Here is an 18,595-nt window from a genome sequence, read left to right as displayed (position 1 = left end):
CGTTCGTCGCACTACCGGCCGATCGGTTCCTGACGATTCCACCAGCCGCCGCCCAGCGCCTGAAACAGCGCTACCGTATCGGCATAGCGACTGGCCTGTGCGCTGGCAACCGCGATCTGCGCCTGTTGTGCGGTTTGCTGGGCATTGAGCAGGGCCACCTCGGATATATCGCCCAGCGCCAGCTGTCGCTGTGCGATCGCCAGGCTTTTCGCCGCGGCGCTGGCCGAGGTCTGCGCGGCAGTCAACACGTCGGCATCGGAGCGGATGGCGAACAGCGTATCGGCCACGTTCTGAAAGGCCGCCACGACCGTAGTACGGTACTGCGCCTCGGCCTGTTCGTTCGCCGCCTTCGCCGCGCGCTCCTGGTGCAGCAGGCTGCCGCCCTCGAAGATCGGTTGGGCCACGCCGGCGCCCAGGCTCCAGAAATTCGTCGCGTCCTTGAACAGGTCGTTGAAGCGCGTGGGCGAACTGCCAGCGCCCGCACTGAGAGTCAGCTTAGGAAAGCGGTTGGCAATGGCCACGCCGACCTGGGCATTGGCCGCATGCCACTGCGCCTCCGCCGCACGCACGTCCGGGCGTTGCCTCACCAGCTGCGAGGGAATCGACAGCGGCAGACCGTGCGGCAGCTGCAGATCGGCCAGATCGAAATGGACGGCTATATCATCACTGGAATAGAGGCCGAGCAGCGCGGCCAGTGCATCGCGCTGCTGCGCCAGCTGCTTTTCCAGCGGCGGCAGGGTCGCCTGGGCCTGCGCCAGCAGCGCCACTTGCGCGGCCACATCGGACTCGGCCAGCTGACCCAGCGCGAACTCGCGTCGCACCGTCGCCAGCACCTTTGTCTGGCTCTCGACAATGTCGTGCGTGGCCGCGATCTGCGCGCGCAGTCCGGCTTCCTGGATGGCGGCCAGCGCCACGTTAGAGGTGAGCGTGAGATAGGTCGCTTCCAACTGAAAGCGCTGCGCATCGGCCTGCGCCTGCAAGGACTCCACCGCGCGCCGGTTGCCTCCGAAAATATCCGGCATGTACGACACGCTGACCTGGGCGGTGGTCAGGGTGTAGTAGTTGGCATTGGATTCCAGCGGGCTCGATAACGTAGACGGATTGCGCTGGCGCGTGGTGTTGATGCCGGCATCGACCGATGGGTAATACGAACCCTTCTGCGCCGCCACGTTCTCCTGCGCCTGGCGCAGTGCGGCGCGTGCGCTCTGCATGCCGGGATTGGACGCCAGCGCCTGCGTAATCAGTTGGTTCAACGCGGGCGAGTGGAACAGCATCCACCACTGCGCGGGCAGCTGCATATCGGTAACGAAACGCTGAGCGTCACCACCAGCGTTCGCCGTCGTGGCGGACGCGGACGCGGCGTAACGATCCACCGGCGGCGCGGGAGGCTGCTTGAAGTCCGGTCCCACCATACAGCCGGCTACAAACAGGGGCGTCAGCAGGACGGCTAAACGCGCTGCGGCGCGCGGCAGCCGTCGATGATTGAAAACGGTCATCGCCCGATCTCCTTGCGCGCACGGCGTCGCACGCCACGTTGTCGTTGGAATACGCATGCTCATGACTCCTCGGCCACGCGCGACTTGCGCGCCACGCGGCGTTCGATGGCGTACTCGATCGCAAAGTAAAACGCGGGCAGGATAAACAGCGTCAGCAGGGTGGCGATCGGCAGACCGCCGACAACGACGGAGGCCAGGCCGCGCTGCACATCGGTACCGATACCGGTGGCCATCGCCGCCGGCAGCATGCCGACGCTCGCCACCGTGGCAGTCATCAGCACCGGGCGGAAGCGCTCGGTGGCGCCGGCCACGACGGCCTGCTCGATCGACAGCCCTTCGGCGCGCACGCGGTTGATATTGGAGATCATGATGATGCCGTTCTGCACCGCCACACCGAACAGCGCGATGAAGCCGACCGCGGTGGCGATGTTCAGCGTCTCGCCGCGCAGGTGCAGCGAAATCAGCCCGCCCAATGTGGCCAGCGGCACTACCGCCAGCACCAGCACCGATTGCCGCAGCTTGCCGAATTCGGCATACAGAAGCACCGCCATGATCGCCATCACCAGACCGAGCACCACGATCAGCCGCGCCTGCGCGCGCTGCTGATTTTCGAAGGTGCCGGCCCACTCGGTGCGATAGGTCTGCTTGTCGAAATGCACTTTCTGATCGATCTGTTTCTGCGCGTCGGCCAGGTACTCCGACAGCGCGCGATCGCGGTTGTCCACGCGAATGGTCAGCTCACGCTCGTTCTTTTCGTGCGAGATCGTGCTTTCGCCGGTTTTCAGGCTGATGTGCGCGACCTCCTTCAACGGAATCTGCGCGCCGTTCGCCGCCGACAGCGGCAGGTTGCCGATCGCTTCGACGCTGTTGGCAATCGCCTGCGGCACCCGCGCGGTCACATTGTAGGTGCGATCGCCGACGTAGACCTGGGTGATCGGCGCACCGCCGATGGCCGTCTGAATCACGCCGCTGATATCGGCCACGTTGATGCCGTAGCGCGCCGCTGCCATGCGATCGGCTTCGATCGCCAGCTGCGGAATCGGCGGCTCCTGAAAGATCGACGCGTCGGCCGTGCCGCGCACGCCTTTGAGCACGTCGACAATCGCGTTGCCGATGCGCCGCATCTCGCCCAGGTCATCGCCGTAGATGCGCATGACCAGCGGGCTGTGTGCGCCGCCGATCATGTCGTTCTCGCCGTCGACGATCGGCTGGCTGATGCCGATGCTCATGCCGGGCAGCTGCTGCATGCGCGCGTTGAACTTGCGCAGAAACTGCGCCTTGCTTTCGCCGTTGGCCCAGCTGCTGTACGGCGTGAGACCGACACCCGCTTCCACGTGCGAGGGCGTCCACGGATCGGTGCCGGTATCGTTGCGACCGAGCTGGGTCACGATGTAGGACACTTCGGGAAACTCGCGCACCGCGCGACGCAGCTCGCCGGTCATCTCACTGGCCTTGTCCAGCGACAGGCCGCTGGGCATCTGCACCTGCAGCCACAGCGAACCTTCGTCCAGATCCGGCAGAAACTCGCGGCCCAGCGAACCGCCGAGCAGCACCACCGCCAGCAGCGCCACGCCAGTGATGACGTAAACCACCGGCAGATGATTCAGCAGCTTGTCGAGCACGCGGCTGTAGCCGTGCTGCAGGCGCTCCAGCGGCTTGTTGTGGAACAGCTTGCGCGGCTTGCGCAGCGCGATATACGCCAGGCCCGGCGTCAGCGTGATCGTGCACAGCAAGGCCGCCAGCAGCGCAAAGCCGACGGTGAAGGCCATCGGCGCGAACAGCTTGCCCTCGGCGTGTTCGAACGCCAGCAGCGGCGCATAGGCGGTGATGATGATCAGCGTGGCGAAGAAGATCGAACGGCCGACGTGCGAGGTCACCGTCATCACGTCGTCCTCGGTCAAGGCTTCGTCCGGCTTTTCCTCGCGCCGACGCAGAATCGCTTCGGTCACCACGATGGTGCCGTCGACGATCACGCCGAAATCGATCGCACCCAGCGAAAACAGATTCGCCGGCATCTTCAAGAAGTGCATCAGGATGAACACGGTGACCAGCGACATCGGAATCGCCACCGCCGCCACCAGCGCGGCGCGTACGTTGCCGAGGAAGAGAATCAGCACGATGCAGACCAGGCCAACGCCTTCCATCACCGTGTGCAGCACCTTTTCCTTGGTCGCCTTGACCAGGTCGTCGCGATCGATATACGGCACGATGCGCACGTCCTGCGCAGCCAGCCGCCGGTTGAGCTCGGCGACCTTGGCGTGGATGCCTTCGAGCACGCGCGAGGGGTTTTCATACTTCAGCAGATCGACGATGCCCTCGATGGTGTCCGGGTTGCTGTCCTTGCCTAAAATGCCTTCGCGCACCTGATGGCCATACCGCAGCTTGCCAAGATCGCGCACGAATACCGGCACGCCGTTCGACTGCGTCACCACGATGTCGCCCAGATCCTTGAGCGTGTGCACCATGCCGATGCCGCGCACGATGTACGACTGCTCGCCGCGCGTGATGCGACCGCCGCCGGCATTGGACGTATTGGCGGAAATGGCCGTGCTGACCTGGTTGACGCTGACCTTGTAGCGCAGCAGTTGCGCCGGATCGAGCTCCAGCTGAAACTCCTTGGTGAAGCCGCCGAACACGTCGACATTGGCCACGCCCGGCACCTGCTGCAGCGCCGGCACGATGGTCCAGTTCTGCAGCTCGGACAGCTGCATCAGGTTCTTCGTGTCCGACTCCAGCGTATAGCGATAGATCTCGCCGGCCGGTCCCGAGACCGGATCGAGGCTGGGCGTGATGCCCGGCGGCAAGGTCACCTGCGCCAGCCGCTCGGTGATGCGCTGGCGCTCCCAGTAATCCTCGGCGCCGTCCTTGAAGGTCATGGTGATCAGCGACAGGCCGAAAGTGCTGCTGGAACGAATATTGACCAGCCCGGGCGTGCTGGCCAGGCCGCGCTCCAGCGGCGTGGTGACCTGCTGCTCGATCTCCTCCGCGGCCAGGCCCGGCACCTGCGTGGTGACCTGCGCGGTGACGTCGCTGAGTTCGGGATAGGCCTCGATCGCCAGCTGCGTCCACGAGTAATACCCGAACAGCGCCACCAGCACCGTCACCACCAGAAACAGCACGCGGCGGTGAAAACAAAAGCGCAGGATCGCGTCGATCCAGGACTGATTAATCATTGAGCAGCACTCCGCCCTTCACCACCACGCGATCGCCCTGGCGCAGGCCGGACAGCACGCGCGTGCCGGTGCCTTCGTCATCGCCCAACTGTACGGTGCGGCGCTGGAAGGTCCACGGCGATACTTCGACCAGCACGGTGGTGCTGTCGTTGTTCATCAGCAGCGCGGACTCCGGCACGAACACCTGCGCCGGCTGCGCCGCGGCGAACGTCGCGGTGGCGAACATATTGGGTTTCAGGCGGCCGTCGGCATTGGCGATGACGATGCGCACCATGCCGCGGCGCGTGTCAGGCTGCAGCACACTGCCGACGGTCGCGACGCGGCCATGCAGCACGCTGCCCGGATAGGCGGACAGCGACACGTCGGCCGACTCGCCCGGTTTCACCAGGGCCAGATCGTCTTCGGCCACATCCGCCGTGACCCAAACCGAATCGAGGTTGACGATGGTCATCATCGACGCGGTCACATCGTTGACGTAGGTGCCCGGCGCAATCGACAGCGCGGTGATGCTGCCGTCCATCGGTGCAAGCACGCGGATGCCGTGCGCATCGGCAAGCTGGCCGCCACCCCCGGTTCCGCCGACCGCGGCCAACCTCGCTTGCGCGCGCCGGTCCTCGTCCAGCGCCTGGGTATAGCCGCTCTGCGCGGCCTGCATATCCTTCACTGCCGCGCCGCCGGCCTGTTGCACGGCCTGCGCGCGATCGAGGCTTTTCTTCGCCAGGTCCAGCGCATCGCGCGCCTTGGCGGCATCGCTGACCGCCTGCGCAAAGTCGCCCGACGCGATCGCGGCCAGCAGCTGGCCGCGATGCACGGTGTCGCCCAGCCCGACCTTCAGCGCGGCGATCTTGCCCGACAGCGGCGGCAGTATATTGGCCGTGCGCGCGGGATCGGCCTCGACCATCGCCGGCGCAGTCAGCGTGTGCGGCACCGCACGCAACTCGACCGTCTGCACCTGCAGGCGCGAGCGCAATGGCGAATGCTCGGGTATGCGCAGCAGGCCGTGATCGTCGATGACCGCCGGCTCCGGCGGTGCTTCCTTGGGCGATTGCGAACAGGCCGTCAGCCAAACGATCAACACGATGGCGGCGAAGCGGCGAAGCGGATTTTTGATGGTTTGAAAGCGCACGGGCTTCCCCTTCATGCAGCGGGCTCATGCGGGCGACGACTACGCAGTCGAAGCGACGCGGAAACGGCAAGGAGAGCGTGCAACTCGAACGAGCTGCGGGCGCATCCCGGGCCGCGGTCAGACCGTCGACGGCCGCCGCGTCCAGGCATCACCCCATGGGGAGCATGCGCGATGGCGACGTCAGAACGACGGCAAATTCTTGGTCTTGGTGGATTGGCTTTTTGACTAATCGACTTCGGGAATCAGGGTCCAAGGCAGGTGTTCTCCTTCTTCGTACGATGGGCGGTCACGGCAGGGCTGGCGCTGTCACCACGTCACGGATCAGCCGGTCCTGAAGCAGGCCGGCATGTTCGAGTACGGGGTAAGCCAGCGCAGCCAGGTGCGAGTGGATGCGCTTCAGATCACGCAATATCCGCAGATAGACGTCGCCCGCACCGCCTTCGTCGCGACGCTCGCGCAACGCGCGGATATGACGCTCGGAAATATCGTTCTCCAGCCGCCACAGCACTTCCTTACGCGCGAACAACTGCTGTGCCGCGCGCAGATCGCTGCGCAGAAACACCGCCATGCCCAGTCGCAGGCTTTCCATGACGTGGGCTTGCATGATCGCCAGATCCTGGATGTCGTCCGCCGAAAAATCCTGGCCGCGCTGCGCCTTCTTCGCCGCAAACTCCATCAAATTGTTGGCAGTGATATCACCGATATGCTCGATATTGATGACGAAGGTCAGAATCTCCTGGGCGCGCTCGGTATCCTCCTCATTCAAGGCCTCACCGCCGAGACCGGCAAGGTACTCGCGGATCGCCACGCCCAGACGATCCAGCGTCGAGTCCATGCGGCTGATCGCTGCCGCACGCTGGCGGTCGTCCTTGCCGAACACCTCGACCAATCCCTTGAGCATGTTTTCGACCATGTCGGCCATCCGCATGGACTCGCGCGCGGCGTTGGCCAGCGCTACGCTGGCGCTGTCCAGCGCGCCCTCGTCCAGATACTGCGGCACGCCGGCATCGGCCGGCTTCGGTGGCTCCGGCAACAGTCGGATCAGCAAGCGCGAAAAGCTCTCCACGGGCGCAATGAAGATCAGCGCCAGCACCAGATTGAAAGCGGTATGGAAATTCACCGCCAGGCGGGCTGGCGTATCGCCGAGCGGTGCCAGCAACAGCATCAGCGGATGCAGCAGCGGCAGACAGAGCAGGCAGCCGAATACCCGCACCAGCGTATTGCCCAGCGGCAGCCGTTTGGCCACATTGCCATTTGCATCGAACAACGCCGGCAGCGTGCCGCCGACGTTCGCACCCAGCACCAGAGCCAGCGCTCCCTGTGCATCGATGACATGGGTGGTGGCCAGCGAAACGATCAGCAGTACCACCGCTACACTCGAATGACATGCCCAGGTGAGCACGGCGGCCACCAGCACGGCCAGCAGCGGCTGGTCGGCCAGCGCCTGCAGCACGGCGTGCAGCGCCGAGGCGTTCTCCACCGGGGCCAGCGACACCACCAGAAGATGCAGAGACAACAGCATCAGACCGAGCCCGATCGCCACCCGGCCGATGTTTTCGTAACGCGCGTCGTCGCTGCGGCGATGGACCACGAAGCCGATCAGCACCAGCACCGGCGCCACCAGCGCGATATCGAACGAAAGCAGCTGCACTACCAGCGTGCTGCCGACGTTGGCACCGAGCATCACCGCAAGGCCCGGCGCCAGTCCGAGGAAGCCACTGGCCGCGAAGGACATGGCCATCATGCCGGTGGCGGTACTGCTTTGCAGCAGCGCGGTGACGCCCATACCGAAACAAAACGCCGCCGGGCGGTAACTCAGGTAGCGGCCCAGCCAGCGGCGCAAGGCACTGCCGTAACCGCGCAGTACGCCGCTGGTGACCATATGGGTACCCCACAGGAGCAGGGCGACGTAACCTGCGATATCGAGCAGGATCAGGGTTCCGTTCATGGCACAAGTCTCCGTGCGTGAACTACGCGAGCGGATAAACGCGCGGTCGCTGCGATACAGCGCATGCGACCACGCCTGGTTTTCATTTCACGCAACCGCAGCGCATACGGCTGCGGCTGTTACAGCCAGCGGCTGTAGCGGCGGATGTAGATGAGCTTGACCAGCTGGGTCAGCACGCAATACGTGAATACCGTCAGCGCGACCCAACCGAAAAACACCGCCGGCATCGCCACCATGTTGAACTTCGCACCCAGCGCGGTGAACGGCAGCGCGATACCGACCAGCATCGCCGCCGCGGTCAGCGCCAGCACCGGTGCCGCGGCAATACTCTGCAAGAACGGAATTTTGCGCGTGCGGATCATGTGCACAATCATCGTCTGCGTGAGCAGGCTCTCGACGAACCAGCCGGTCTGGAAGAACGTCTGATGCGCCGACGAGTTGGCACCGAACACGTGCCACAGCAGCAGGAACGTAGTGATGTCGAAGATCGAGCTGACCGGACCGATCCACACCATGAAACGGCCGATGTCGCTGGCGTCCCACTTGCGCGGCTTGCGCAGGTATTCCTCGTCCATGCGGTCGAACGGAATCGACAGCTGCGAGGTGTGATACAGCAGATCGAGCACCAGCAGCTGCAGCGGCAGCATCGGCAGGAACGGCAGGAACGCGCTGGCGATCAGCACGCTGAACATGTTGCCGAAGTTGGAGCTGGCGGTCATCTTGATGTACTTGATGATGTTGCCGAAGGTCACGCGCCCTTCGATCACGCCCTCCTCCAGCACCATCAGGTTCTTTTCCAGCAGGATGATGTCGGCCGACTCCTTGGCGATGTCGGTGGCGGTATCCACCGAAATGCCGACGTCGGCCTCGCGCAGCGCCGGCGCGTCGTTGATGCCGTCGCCGAGAAAGCCGACCGTGTGGCCCATGCGCTGCAGCGACTTCACCACGCGCGCCTTCTGCAGCGGCGACATTTTGGCGAACACCGTGGTGCGCTTGACCAGCGCGTCCAGTTCATCGTCCTCCAGCGCCTCGATGTGCTTGCCCTGCGCCGAGTGCTCCACGTCCAGCCCGACCTCGCGGCAGATTTTGCGTGTCACCGCCTCGTTGTCGCCGGTGATCACCTTGACGTCGACCCCGTGATGACGCAGCGCGGCGATCGCGGTGCCGGCCGTATCCTTCGGTGGATCGAGGAAGGCCAGGCAGCCCACCGCGATCATGTCGGTTTCGTCGGCCACGCTGTAGCTGCGGTCGGTAGTCGGCGGGTAGCGCTTGATCGCCACCACCAGCACGCGCAGGCCGTCCTCGTTGAGCTCGTGCGTCATCGCCTTGATCTCGGCGCGTCGCGCGTCGGTCATCGGCAGAATCTCGTCGCCCGATTTCAGATGGCCGCAGATCGAGAGCATCTCTTCGACCGCGCCCTTGCAGACCAGCAGCTCCTCATCATCGCCCTTGGCCACCACCACCGACATGCGCCGGCGCTGGAAGTCGAACGGGATCTCGTCGACGATGCGATAGGTTTCGGCGGTCGGCTCCAGGTCGCGATGCTCCAGCACCGCCTTGTCCATCAGATTTTTCAGACCGGTCTGGAAGCGGCTGTTGAGATAGCCGTATTCCAGCGCCTCATCGGACTCTTCGCCGTTCAAGTCCAGGTGCCGCTCCAGCACGATCTTGTCCAGCGTCAGCGTGCCGGTCTTGTCGGTGCACAGCACGTCCATCGCGCCGAAATTCTGGATCGCGTTGAGCCGCTTCACCACCACCTTGCGCTTGGACATCGCCATCGCGCCCTTGGCGAGATTGGCGGTGACGATCAGCGGCAGCATTTCGGGCGTCAGGCCGACCGCGACCGACAGGGCGAACAGAAACGCTTCCAGGAAGCTGCCCTTGTCCCACCAGTTGATTGCAAACACGATCGGCACCATCACCGCCATGAAGCGGATCAGCAGCCAGCTGACGCTCTTCACGCCACGGTCGAAGCTGGTCTGCACGCGCTGACCGACCATCGTGTGCGCCAGCGAACCGAGGTAGCTGCGCGGACCGGTTGCGACGATCACGGCGGTGGCCGTACCGCTGACCGCGTTGGTGCCCATGAAGCACACGGTGCTGAGGTCGAGCGGGCTGTCGATGGCCCCCTGCAGCTCTTCCGCCGTCGGCGCGCCGGCACGCGGAGCGAGTTTTTCCACCGGCAGCGATTCGCCGGTGAGGATCGCCTGGCTGATGAAAAGATCCTTGGCGCTGAGCAGGCGGATATCCGCCGGCACCATGTCGCCGGCGGCCAGATGCACGATATCGCCGGCCACCAGCTCGGCGACCGGTACCTCGATGCGCTCGCTGTGGCCATCCGAGGAACGGCGTGTCACCGTGGCAGTGTTGCGCACCATCGCCTTGAGCTTCTCGGCGGATTTGGCCGAACGGTATTCCTGGGTGAAGCTCAACAGCACGCTGATCAGCACCATCACCGAAATGATGGTGGGGCCGGTCAGGTTGGTATGGTCGGTCGCCAGCTGCACGCAGGCCAGCACCAGCAGCACCACGATGAACGGGTTCTTGAACGCGTGCAGCAGCTGCACCGTCCAGTGCGGCGGCTTTTCGTGCGACACCTCGTTGACGCCATCGCGGTCGAGCCGCTCGGCGATCTGCTCTTCGTCGAGACCGGCCATGCTGGTGTCGAGCGACGCCAGCAGCGCGTCACGCTCGCGGTAGGCTTCCTGTGCCACCACGATGCGCACGGCGGCTGAGCCGCTCTTGCCCGCAGCGGTAGGGATCACTTGCTTGATCATGGCGTTATCCGAAAAGTATTGATAAGCCCACGGCTGGTGCACGCCCGGATACAGCACGGAGGTGGCCAGATCGTGCGCGAGGCACGAGGCTGTGTCGCGATCGTCAGAGCGGTCGCAACGGATCCATCGAGCGTGTCTCCGCCATTGGCGGAGGCCACGACTTGCCGATCACACGCAGCTTCACGCCTGCCTTGATAACAGGGCAATGTTGCGGTGAGTTTGCAGCGGACGACGGCCGACCGTAACCCGGGCTGCCGCGGCGGCGCGGGCGGCCGACAGATCGGCCGGGCGCGGCATCTGGATCACGACCGCCTCGGCGGCCGGGCGATTCAACGGCGCGGGCACGGTGATCACGCGCGCCAGGCGGGGGCGGTCACGGCGAACGGACAGCACTAGGGAGCGCAAAGCGCGCAAGAAACCGGGGGTGCGAAAGAGTGTCATCGCCCTTCTCCTCATAACGACGCATGCAGCGCCGGAGGAGGTGGGCCGGGTTTCCCTAGTCGAGGAAAACGCCAGCCGACCGCAGGCGGTCGCCGCAGGTAATCAGCTTGTGATGCATTGCCGGCACCCGATGCTCGCGGATGTCGACGTTGCGACTAGGGTAAACGTCCATATGCCTTTATTTGTCAGAACTGGGAGCCGAGGGCAAGACACGCCGCTCAGCCCCGTTATTTTGCGACTGCAGCACGCGAGAGTCAACGCACAAAACCGGGTTTTGTGGCGAAAGTTGATACGAAGCCAGCATCATCGATGGCGTGCAGGGCAAACGCCAAAAGCGATTCTCACCCCACCGAGCGAAACGCCAGCCCCTGATGCACCGACGGCGCGCCCAGCCAGTGGTCGGCCAGCAGGAAGGCGAACAGCGCCATCAGGTAAACGATCGAGTAGTTGAACACCTTCATCGCGAAAAACTCGTCCGGCGGACGCAGCAGGCGCACGGCGTAATACAGAAAGCCGGCGCCCAGCACCGCCGCGCCGCCCAGATAGATCAGTCCACTCATGCCGGTCATGGTCGGCAGCAGGGTGACGATGACCAGCAGCACGGTGTAGTAGAAAACGTGCCAACGCGTGTACGCCACGCCATGCGTGACCGGCAGCATCGGCACCTGCGCGCGGGCATAGTCGGCGCGGCGAAAGATTGCCAGCGCCCAGAAATGCGGCGGCGTCCACACGAAAATGATCAAGCACAGCTGCAGCGCGAACGGATGCAGCGAGTCGGTGACGGCGGTCCAGCCCAGCACCGGCGGAATGGCACCGGCCAGGCCGCCGATCACGATGTTCTGCGGCGTGGCGCGCTTCAGATAGGCCGTGTATACCAGCGCATAGCCGATCAGCCCGCCGAAGGTCAGCAGCGCGGTCAGCGGATTGACCAGCACCGCCAGCACCAGCATCGAGGCGATGCCCAGCGCAATGGCAAACACCAGCACCTGACGCGGCGTGAGCTTGCCGGTGGCCAGCGGGCGGCGGGCGGTGCGCGCCATCAGCTTGTCGATACGCTCGTCGATCAGATGATTGAACGCGGCCGCCGAACCGGAGGCCATCCAGATACCGATCGTGCCGAATACCAGCGCAGGCCACGGCGGAATGCCGGGCACTGCGAGGAACATGCCGATCACCGCGCAGAACACCAGCAGCGCGACGACGCGCGGCTTGGTCAACTGCAGATATTCGCGGACGAGGCTCATCTCAGCGGGTTTCCGATAGCAGCGTGGGTGATACGTCTTTGCGCATCTGCGTGCGCGCCAGCGTCGCCAGCAGGGTAAACAGCAGCAGCGCGGCCATGCCATTGTGCGCCGTCGCTACCGGTAGCGGCAGGCCGTACACCACGTTGCTGATACCCAGCAGAACCTGGCACACCAGGGCCAGCGCGATGGCGATCGCAAACAGGCGCAGTCCCCGACGCGCCGCCTTGAACGACAGCCAGGCCAGATAGCAGAAGACCACCAGCGCGCCGAAGCGGTGCGTCATCTGGATGGCGCTGCGCGCCGCCATGTCGAGCACGCCGCCTTCGTAATTGACGCCGATACCGCGCCACAGCACGAATGCCTGGTGGAAATCCGTCGGCGGCATCCATTGACCGCCGCATTGCGGAAACGCGCCGGTGCCATAGCCGCAGGCCAGCGCGGCGTAGTTGGCCGAGGTCCAGCCACCCAGCGCGATCTGGCAGAACAGCAGCGCGATGCCGAGCACCACCAGCCGACGCAGATCCGCCAGACGATGGTCCGACGCACCGACGCCGGCAAAGCGCAGCGCCGCGTAGGCCAGCAGCGCGAACGTGGTGATGCCGCCCAGCAGATGGCCCATCACCACGACGGGTTTGAGCAGAAGGGTCACCGTCCACATGCCCAGCATGGCCTGGAAGATGATCATCGCCAGCGCCAGCACGCTGACCTTCCACGCACCGCTGCGCTTCAATGCCAGCGCCGCGATGATCGGCAGAGCGATCGCCAGCGCCGACAGCAGCGAGGACAGCGCGAATTCGCCGCGCTGATAGAGCACCACGCCGACCGCCGCGAAGATCGCCGCCGAGATGACGCCATAGCGAGCCGACGCCTTGCGCCAGCTGGCGATCAGCGCGATCAACAGCACCAGCACGCCCAGCGAACCGGCCAACACCCGATGCACCTGCTCGCGCCAGGCCTTGTCGGTTTCCACCGGGCGATCCGGATAGGCCAGATTGGCCGCGGCAATATCGTGCGCGTGGGTGGGCCAGGTGGCCTTGCCGTAGCAGGTCGGCCAGTCGGGGCATGACAGCCCCGCGTTGGAGAGGCGCACAAACGCACCGAACATCACCAGCCCGAACGCGAACAGCGCCGCCAGCAGGGTCAGTGCGCGCAGCGTCTTGACGATGCGGGGAGACATCGCGTTGGAGAACATCAGTGGATCACCTTCTGCAGATCGCGCGCTAGACCGGCCGGATCGGAGCCGGCAGGATACAGCGACAGCGCGGTGCCGTTGGACTCCACCAGCACCGCGCTGACGCTGTCCGGCGTGGTCGGTCGATAATTCGCCAGCTTGCCGTCGACGTCGGTACCGAGCTGCCAGTAGTTTCGAATCGCGGCCAGACCTTCGCCCGCCGGCGGCTGGCCCAGATAAAGCAGGCGCAGGCGCGATTGGTTGCGGCTGAGCATGATGCGGGCCTTGGCCATCGCCGTGAGGTCATCCAGGCATTGCACCGCACAGCCGGGCCCGGGCAGCGCGATCAGCGTCATGCGCGGCTCGCTGTCGCGCCATGCATACGTCTGCCCATTGGCCAGCTGCACGCGCAGCTTCTCGTCGACAAAATTGCGTTGCGGCATGATCGGCTGGCCGTTGCCCTTGCCGCTCGGCTGCCAGCCGGTGAATGTCAGCAGGCCGGCGACCAGAATAGGCGCAGCAAACACCAGCGCGATCAGCACCAGAAAGAATCGGCTTTTGCGCAAAGCGGCAGGATCGTGGGTATGAGTAGGCATGAAGTCGCAGCAAATGTTGATGAGTGGATCTGATGTCTCAGGCGATATCAGCGATGGCGCGGACCGCGCTTGCGATGCAGCACCAGCAGAAGCACCACCGCCGCCAGCGCGAACGTAAACCACTGGAAAGCATACGCGCGATGGCGCGCCGGCGGCATCGATGAAAAATCCAGCGTATGCACGCGCACGTAGATCGACGCCGGATCGGGATCGAGCGCCAGCATGCGCGGATACAGCGTGCGGTGGAGATCGTGCGAGACGTCGACGGGGTCCAGAAAAATGCTTTTCTTCGGCCAGCGCGACTGCTGCTGCAGCGCGTTGCCGCCCATCTGAAAACCGATCGGCGGCATCGGCACGTAAAGACCTTGCAGGCTCACCTCGGTGCTCGGCAACGCCGGCAGCTGTGGCTCCTGACCGGTACCGTTGCCGGGCAGAAAACCCATATCCACCAACAGCAGCTTTTGCGTATCGTGCAGCGCGAGCGGCACGAAAACTTCCACGCCGCCGCGCTCGTCATGATTGGGGTTGTCCAGCAGGTAGATGCGATCGGTCAGGTAACGACCGCTGACATGCACGCGCGGAAAGCCATCATCCGGCGGCGTATCGGCGACCTTGGGAAAGTCCTGCAAGGGTGCCGTCGCCGATGCGGCATACCGACGCAGAAGCGCGTCCTTGAAGTCGGCGCGGTGCAACTGCCACACGCCAAGACGTATGAACAGCAACGCGCCGACGACCGTCAACAGCAATGCCCACCACGACGGACGGCGAAAGCCGCTCATGCGGAGTACCGCATAGCGGCCGCTATACTCGGGACATCAACCTGGATCGGGTCTATCACTTGGAAACCATCTATAAAACCGCACTCGTGATCGTGCTGCTGGTGGTGATCTTCAGCCTCGGCCAGGCGCTGTATTTCATGATGACCGACAAGGACAACGACAAGCGCACGGTGTGGGCGCTGACGCGGCGTATCGGCCTGTCCCTGCTGCTGATTGGCATGGTCGCGCTCGGCATCTGGATGGGCTGGCTGCACCCGCACGACGTGGGCCAATAATCGCAACGAGCGATTGTACCCGGGCGTTCCACGCACCGGGCCCGCACCGCGACAAATCGCGCCCCGAACGGTTTCGGCAATGACGCGGTGCGTCAATCGATGCAGCGCGCACTGCGCCTGCGACAACCTTCAATCGACCTTGTAGTAATCCCGATACCAGCGCACGAAGCTGGCAACACCTTCTTCGACCGACACTTTCGGCGTGTAGTCCACCGCCGCCGCGAGCGCGGACACGTCGGCTTCGGTATCGGGCACATCGCCTGCCTGCAGCGGCAACAGTTCCATGACGGCCTTGCGGCCCAGGCATTGCTCCAGCACCTCGATATAGCGCAGCAGCTCGACCGGCTGCTGGTTGCCGATGTTGAAGAGCCGATACGGCGCCAGACTCGTCGCCGGATCGGGCTTGTTGCCATCCCACTGCGGATTGCCTGTGGGCACGGTATCCAGCGTGCGAATCACGCCTTCGACGATGTCGTCGACGTAGGTGAAACTGCGCTTGTGGTGGCCATGGTTGAACACCTTGATCGGCTCACCGGCCAGAATCGATTGGGTGAAAAGAAACAGCGCCATATCCGGCCGACCCCACGGGCCGTAGACGGTGAAAAAGCGCAGGCCCGTGCAAGCCATGCCGTAGAGATGGGCATAGCTGTGCGCCATCATCTCGTTGGCTTTTTTCGATGCGGCGTACAGGGTCAGCGGATGCTCGGTCGACTGATGTTCGGAGAACGGCATCGAGGTGTTGGCGCCGTACACCGAGCTGGTGGAGGCGAACACCAAGTGCTCGACATCGTGATGACGACAGCCCTCGATGACGTGCAGAAAACCGGTGACGTTGGTCGACACGTAGATGTGCGGATTCTGCGCTGCGTAGCGCACGCCGGCCTGCGCGGCCAGATTGATTACACGCTGCGGCTTGTGCGTGGCGAACGCCGACTCGATCGCGGCGCGGTCGGCCAGATCAGCGGTGATATGGGTGTAATTCGGATGCTCGGCAAAGCGCACCAGCCGCGCCTTCTTCAGATTGACGTCGTAATAGTCGCTGAGGTTGTCGACGCCGACGACGTGATCGCCGCGCGCCAGCAGCCGCATCGCGACATGCGAGCCGATGAACCCGGCCGTGCCCGTGACAAGAATTTTCATGCCGCTGTCATCCATTCGATTGATCGACGCGCTGACGCGTCAGTTCTGTCCGATGCCGGCTTGAGCCAATCCAACCATGGCCGGCGTTTGGACGGCCAAATCAGAGACGACCGTCCACCGCATCGCGCGGCAGCACGTACTTCACGTCGTACAGCACCGATGACAATTTGCCGAAATCTCGAATGCCCTCGGCGCCGAGGGCGGCAAACTGGTGGTGCCCCACCGCTACGATCACCGCATCATACTGCCCCGCGGCCGGCTCGCCGATCAGATCGATACCGTACTCGTGCCTGGCGGCCGCAACCTCCACCCACGGGTCGAACACGTCGATCTGGGCGTTGTACGTAGCCAGCGCATCGATAATATCGACCACGCGCGTATTGCGCAGGTCCGGGCAATTTTCCTTGAAGGTGAGCCCGAGAATCAGGATGCGCGCCCGCACCGGATTGATGCCCTTGCACACCATCAGGCGAATCACTTCGCCCGCGATGTACTGGCCCATGCTGTCGTTGGTGCGGCGGCCAGCGAGAATCACGTCGGAGTAATGCCCGACCTCCTGCGCCTTGTGCGTGAGGTAATACGGATCGACGCTGATGCAATGACCGCCGACTAGGCCGGGCCGGAACGGCAAGAAGTTCCATTTGGTGCCCGCCGCCTGCAGCACCTCCAGCGTATCGATGCCGAGCTTGTTGAACAATTTCGCCAGGTCATTGACCAGCGCGATATTCAGATCGCGCTGGGTGTTCTCGATCACCTTGGCCGCCTCGGCCACCTTCAGCGAGCTGGCCTTGTGCGTGCCGGCGGTGATGACCGAGCCATACAGCCGGTCCACGAACTCGGCGATCTCCGGGGTCGAGCCGGATGTCACTTTCAGAATATTGGTGACCCGATGCTGCTTGTCGCCCGGGTTGATCCTTTCGGGGCTGTAGCCGGCGAAAAAATCGCGGTTATAGACCAGGCCCGAGACCCGCTCGAGTATCGGAATGCAGACTTCCTCGGTACAGCCCGGATACACGGTGGACTCGTACACCACGATGTCGCCGGCTGCGATCACCTTGCCCAGCGATTCGCTGGCCTGGACCAGTGGCGTCAGGTCGGGCCGCTTGGCCGCGTCGATCGGCGTCGGCACGGTGACGATGTAAACGTTGCAGCCGCGAATCTCGTCCAGAGCAGCGGTAAAGCGCAGCCGCGCGGCGTCAGCCATCTCTGCGGCATCCACCTCCAGCGTGGCGTCGATGCCTGCGCGCAGCGCGTCGATCCGCGCGGCGTTGACGTCGAAGCCGACGGTCTCGTAGCGCTTGCCGAACTCCACGGCCAGCGGCAGGCCGACGTAACCCAGGCCGACGACGGCGATTTTGGCGTTTTCCAGAGGCTGCATGCGGTGATTCCCTGAAGACCCTCTAGTTTGGCAGCCTTGCCGCAGCGTGGCGATGGCACGGCGACAGGCAGCGAAATGAGGCGGAGCAACACTCCACGCAAAAAAAAGCCCGTCGCAGGACGGGCTTTCGATACTCGCGCAGTCGCGTCAGAGAATGTAGACGAACATGAAAAGGCCAAGCCAGACCACGTCGACGAAATGCCAGTACCAGGCCACCGCTTCGAAACCGAAGTGGTGCTCCTTGTTGAAATGACCCTTCAACACGCGGAACCAGATCACCGCCAGCATAATCGTACCCAGCGTCACATGCAGCCCATGGAAACCGGTCAGCAGGAAGAACGTCGAGCCGTACACGCCGCTGTGCAGGGTCAGATTCAGTTCGCGGTAGGCCTCGATGTATTCGTGCGCCTGGAAATTCAGAAACAGCGCGCCCAGCAGGACGGTGAGACCAAGGAACACCAGAATCTTGCCGCGATGCCCGGCACGCAGTGCGTGATGGGCGATGGTCACGGTGACGCTGGACGACAGCAGGATCAGTGTATTGAGCAGCGGCAAGCCCCATGCCGGCACGGTGCGGAACACGCCGCCGATATGCTGCGGTCCATTGCCGGCGCTGGATCCCCACGAGGCGGCATAGTCGCTCCACAGAAATTCGTGGGTCAGCACACCATGGCCTTCGCCACCCAGCCAGGGCAGCGAGAACATGCGGATGTAGAACAGCGCACCGAAAAAGGCGCCGAAGAACATCACCTCGGAAAAGATGAACCACATCATGCCCATGCGGAACGAGGTGTCGACCTGGTGGTTGTAGCTGCCGGCCTGCGATTCGTTGATCACCGAGCGGAACCAGCCGAAGAACATGCCCAGCACGCCGATCACGCCGACGATCAGCACCGTCTTGCCGAAGCCGGAATCGCCCGGCGGCGCATTGAGCCAGTGCGCAGCACCGAACATGGTGGTGAACATGACCACCGCGGCCACGAAAGGCCAGTAGCTCTTGGTCGGAATGAAATACGCGTCGTGCGACTGACCCATGGTTGAAACCCCGTGG

14 protein-coding genes are annotated in these 18,595 nt (G+C 64.0%); 1 reads left to right on the top strand and 13 read right to left on the bottom strand.

Annotated features, from left to right (window positions below; all coding sequences use genetic code 11):
• Positions 1 to 11 precede the first annotated feature (11 nt).
• The 10 genes from HDE78_RS14075 to HDE78_RS14030 all read right to left on the bottom strand — a co-directional run bounded on the left by HDE78_RS14075 (position 12) and on the right by HDE78_RS14030 (position 14,751).
• Positions 12 to 1,496: an efflux transporter outer membrane subunit gene (locus HDE78_RS14075; protein ID WP_179480563.1), complete on the bottom strand. Its 1,485-nt coding sequence runs from the start codon at positions 1,494 to 1,496 to the stop codon at positions 12 to 14.
• Positions 1,497 to 1,555: 59 nt separating this feature from the next.
• Positions 1,556 to 4,669 carry a CusA/CzcA family heavy metal efflux RND transporter gene (locus tag HDE78_RS14070; protein ID WP_179480561.1) on the bottom strand — a complete coding sequence of 1,038 codons (3,114 nt, stop codon included), beginning with the start codon at positions 4,667 to 4,669 and terminating at the stop codon, positions 1,556 to 1,558.
• A complete protein-coding gene (locus tag HDE78_RS14065) occupies positions 4,662 to 5,810 on the bottom strand; it encodes an efflux RND transporter periplasmic adaptor subunit (RefSeq protein ID WP_179480559.1) in 1,149 nt (382 codons plus the stop codon). Before HDE78_RS14065 ends, HDE78_RS14070 begins: the two co-directional genes overlap by 8 nt.
• Before the next feature lie 271 nt (positions 5,811 to 6,081).
• The gene (locus HDE78_RS14060; RefSeq protein ID WP_179480557.1) at positions 6,082 to 7,743 is read right to left on the bottom strand and encodes a Na/Pi cotransporter family protein; all 1,662 of its coding nucleotides are present in this window, start codon (positions 7,741 to 7,743) and stop codon (positions 6,082 to 6,084) included.
• Positions 7,744 to 7,862: 119 nt separating this feature from the next.
• Complete coding sequence (gene mgtA / locus HDE78_RS14055) at positions 7,863 to 10,520, bottom strand: magnesium-translocating P-type ATPase (protein WP_179480555.1); 2,658 nt, start codon at positions 10,518 to 10,520, stop codon at positions 7,863 to 7,865.
• 180 nt (positions 10,521 to 10,700) lie between these two features.
• The gene (locus HDE78_RS14050) at positions 10,701 to 10,961 is read right to left on the bottom strand and encodes a hypothetical protein (protein ID WP_179480553.1); all 261 of its coding nucleotides are present in this window, start codon (positions 10,959 to 10,961) and stop codon (positions 10,701 to 10,703) included.
• A 341-nt stretch (positions 10,962 to 11,302) separates the two neighbouring features.
• On the bottom strand, positions 11,303 to 12,205 hold the full coding sequence (gene cyoE / locus HDE78_RS14045; protein ID WP_179480551.1) for a heme o synthase: 903 nt from the start codon (positions 12,203 to 12,205) through the stop codon (positions 11,303 to 11,305).
• Between the two features lies 1 nt (position 12,206).
• Positions 12,207 to 13,382, bottom strand: a complete 1,176-nt coding sequence (locus HDE78_RS14040; RefSeq protein ID WP_179480755.1) for a COX15/CtaA family protein — start codon at positions 13,380 to 13,382, stop codon at positions 12,207 to 12,209.
• A gap of 14 nt (positions 13,383 to 13,396) precedes the next feature.
• Positions 13,397 to 13,972 carry a hypothetical protein gene (locus HDE78_RS14035; protein ID WP_179480549.1) on the bottom strand — a complete coding sequence of 192 codons (576 nt, stop codon included), beginning with the start codon at positions 13,970 to 13,972 and terminating at the stop codon, positions 13,397 to 13,399.
• 47 nt (positions 13,973 to 14,019) lie between these two features.
• Entirely contained in the window at positions 14,020 to 14,751 is a 732-nt protein-coding gene (locus HDE78_RS14030; RefSeq protein ID WP_179480547.1) for an SURF1 family protein, read from the bottom strand.
• Positions 14,752 to 14,810: 59 nt separating this feature from the next.
• Here HDE78_RS14030 and HDE78_RS14025 point away from each other — a divergent pair, with 59 nt between their 5' ends.
• Positions 14,811 to 15,026, top strand: coding sequence for a twin transmembrane helix small protein (locus HDE78_RS14025; RefSeq protein ID WP_179480545.1), 216 nt, complete (start codon positions 14,811 to 14,813; stop codon positions 15,024 to 15,026).
• Positions 15,027 to 15,155: 129 nt separating this feature from the next.
• Here the strand turns inward: HDE78_RS14025 and HDE78_RS14020 are convergent, their stop codons facing one another.
• From HDE78_RS14020 to HDE78_RS14010, 3 genes are all read right to left on the bottom strand, one after another.
• Positions 15,156 to 16,166 (bottom strand): NAD-dependent epimerase, encoded by a 1,011-nt coding sequence (locus tag HDE78_RS14020; RefSeq protein ID WP_179480543.1) that lies wholly within the window; start codon positions 16,164 to 16,166, stop codon positions 15,156 to 15,158.
• Between the two features lie 100 nt (positions 16,167 to 16,266).
• The gene (tviB, locus tag HDE78_RS14015) at positions 16,267 to 17,544 is read right to left on the bottom strand and encodes a Vi polysaccharide biosynthesis UDP-N-acetylglucosamine C-6 dehydrogenase TviB (RefSeq protein WP_179480541.1); all 1,278 of its coding nucleotides are present in this window, start codon (positions 17,542 to 17,544) and stop codon (positions 16,267 to 16,269) included.
• Positions 17,545 to 17,691: 147 nt separating this feature from the next.
• Positions 17,692 to 18,579 (bottom strand): cytochrome c oxidase subunit 3, encoded by an 888-nt coding sequence (locus HDE78_RS14010; RefSeq protein WP_179480539.1) that lies wholly within the window; start codon positions 18,577 to 18,579, stop codon positions 17,692 to 17,694.
• Between the last annotated feature and the right edge of the window lie 16 nt (positions 18,580 to 18,595).

This window comes from Rhodanobacter sp. K2T2, assembly GCF_013408815.1.
Taxonomy (GTDB): Bacteria; Pseudomonadota; Gammaproteobacteria; order Xanthomonadales; family Rhodanobacteraceae; genus Rhodanobacter.
The sequence above is the reverse complement of the archived record's forward strand: the minus strand, read 5'-3'. Positions and strand labels throughout refer to the sequence as shown.

Bases quoted from the DNA above. Each gene is read 5' to 3' on its own strand.
- HDE78_RS14075 (WP_179480563.1), bottom strand. From the start codon at position 1,496: ATGACCGTTTTCAATCATCGACGGCTGCCGCGCGCCGCAGCGCGTTTA.
- HDE78_RS14070 (WP_179480561.1), bottom strand. From the start codon at position 4,669: ATGATTAATCAGTCCTGGATCGACGCGATCCTGCGCTTTTGTTTTCAC.
- HDE78_RS14065 (WP_179480559.1), bottom strand. From the start codon at position 5,810: ATGAAGGGGAAGCCCGTGCGCTTTCAAACCATCAAAAATCCGCTTCGC.
- HDE78_RS14060 (WP_179480557.1), bottom strand. From the start codon at position 7,743: ATGAACGGAACCCTGATCCTGCTCGATATCGCAGGTTACGTCGCCCTG.
- mgtA (WP_179480555.1), bottom strand. From the start codon at position 10,520: ATGATCAAGCAAGTGATCCCTACCGCTGCGGGCAAGAGCGGCTCAGCC.
- HDE78_RS14050 (WP_179480553.1), bottom strand. From the start codon at position 10,961: ATGACACTCTTTCGCACCCCCGGTTTCTTGCGCGCTTTGCGCTCCCTA.
- cyoE (WP_179480551.1), bottom strand. From the start codon at position 12,205: ATGAGCCTCGTCCGCGAATATCTGCAGTTGACCAAGCCGCGCGTCGTC.
- HDE78_RS14040 (WP_179480755.1), bottom strand. From the start codon at position 13,382: ATGTCTCCCCGCATCGTCAAGACGCTGCGCGCACTGACCCTGCTGGCG.
- HDE78_RS14035 (WP_179480549.1), bottom strand. From the start codon at position 13,972: ATGCCTACTCATACCCACGATCCTGCCGCTTTGCGCAAAAGCCGATTC.
- HDE78_RS14030 (WP_179480547.1), bottom strand. From the start codon at position 14,751: ATGAGCGGCTTTCGCCGTCCGTCGTGGTGGGCATTGCTGTTGACGGTC.
- HDE78_RS14020 (WP_179480543.1), bottom strand. From the start codon at position 16,166: ATGAAAATTCTTGTCACGGGCACGGCCGGGTTCATCGGCTCGCATGTC.
- tviB (WP_179480541.1), bottom strand. From the start codon at position 17,544: ATGCAGCCTCTGGAAAACGCCAAAATCGCCGTCGTCGGCCTGGGTTAC.
- HDE78_RS14010 (WP_179480539.1), bottom strand. From the start codon at position 18,579: ATGGGTCAGTCGCACGACGCGTATTTCATTCCGACCAAGAGCTACTGG.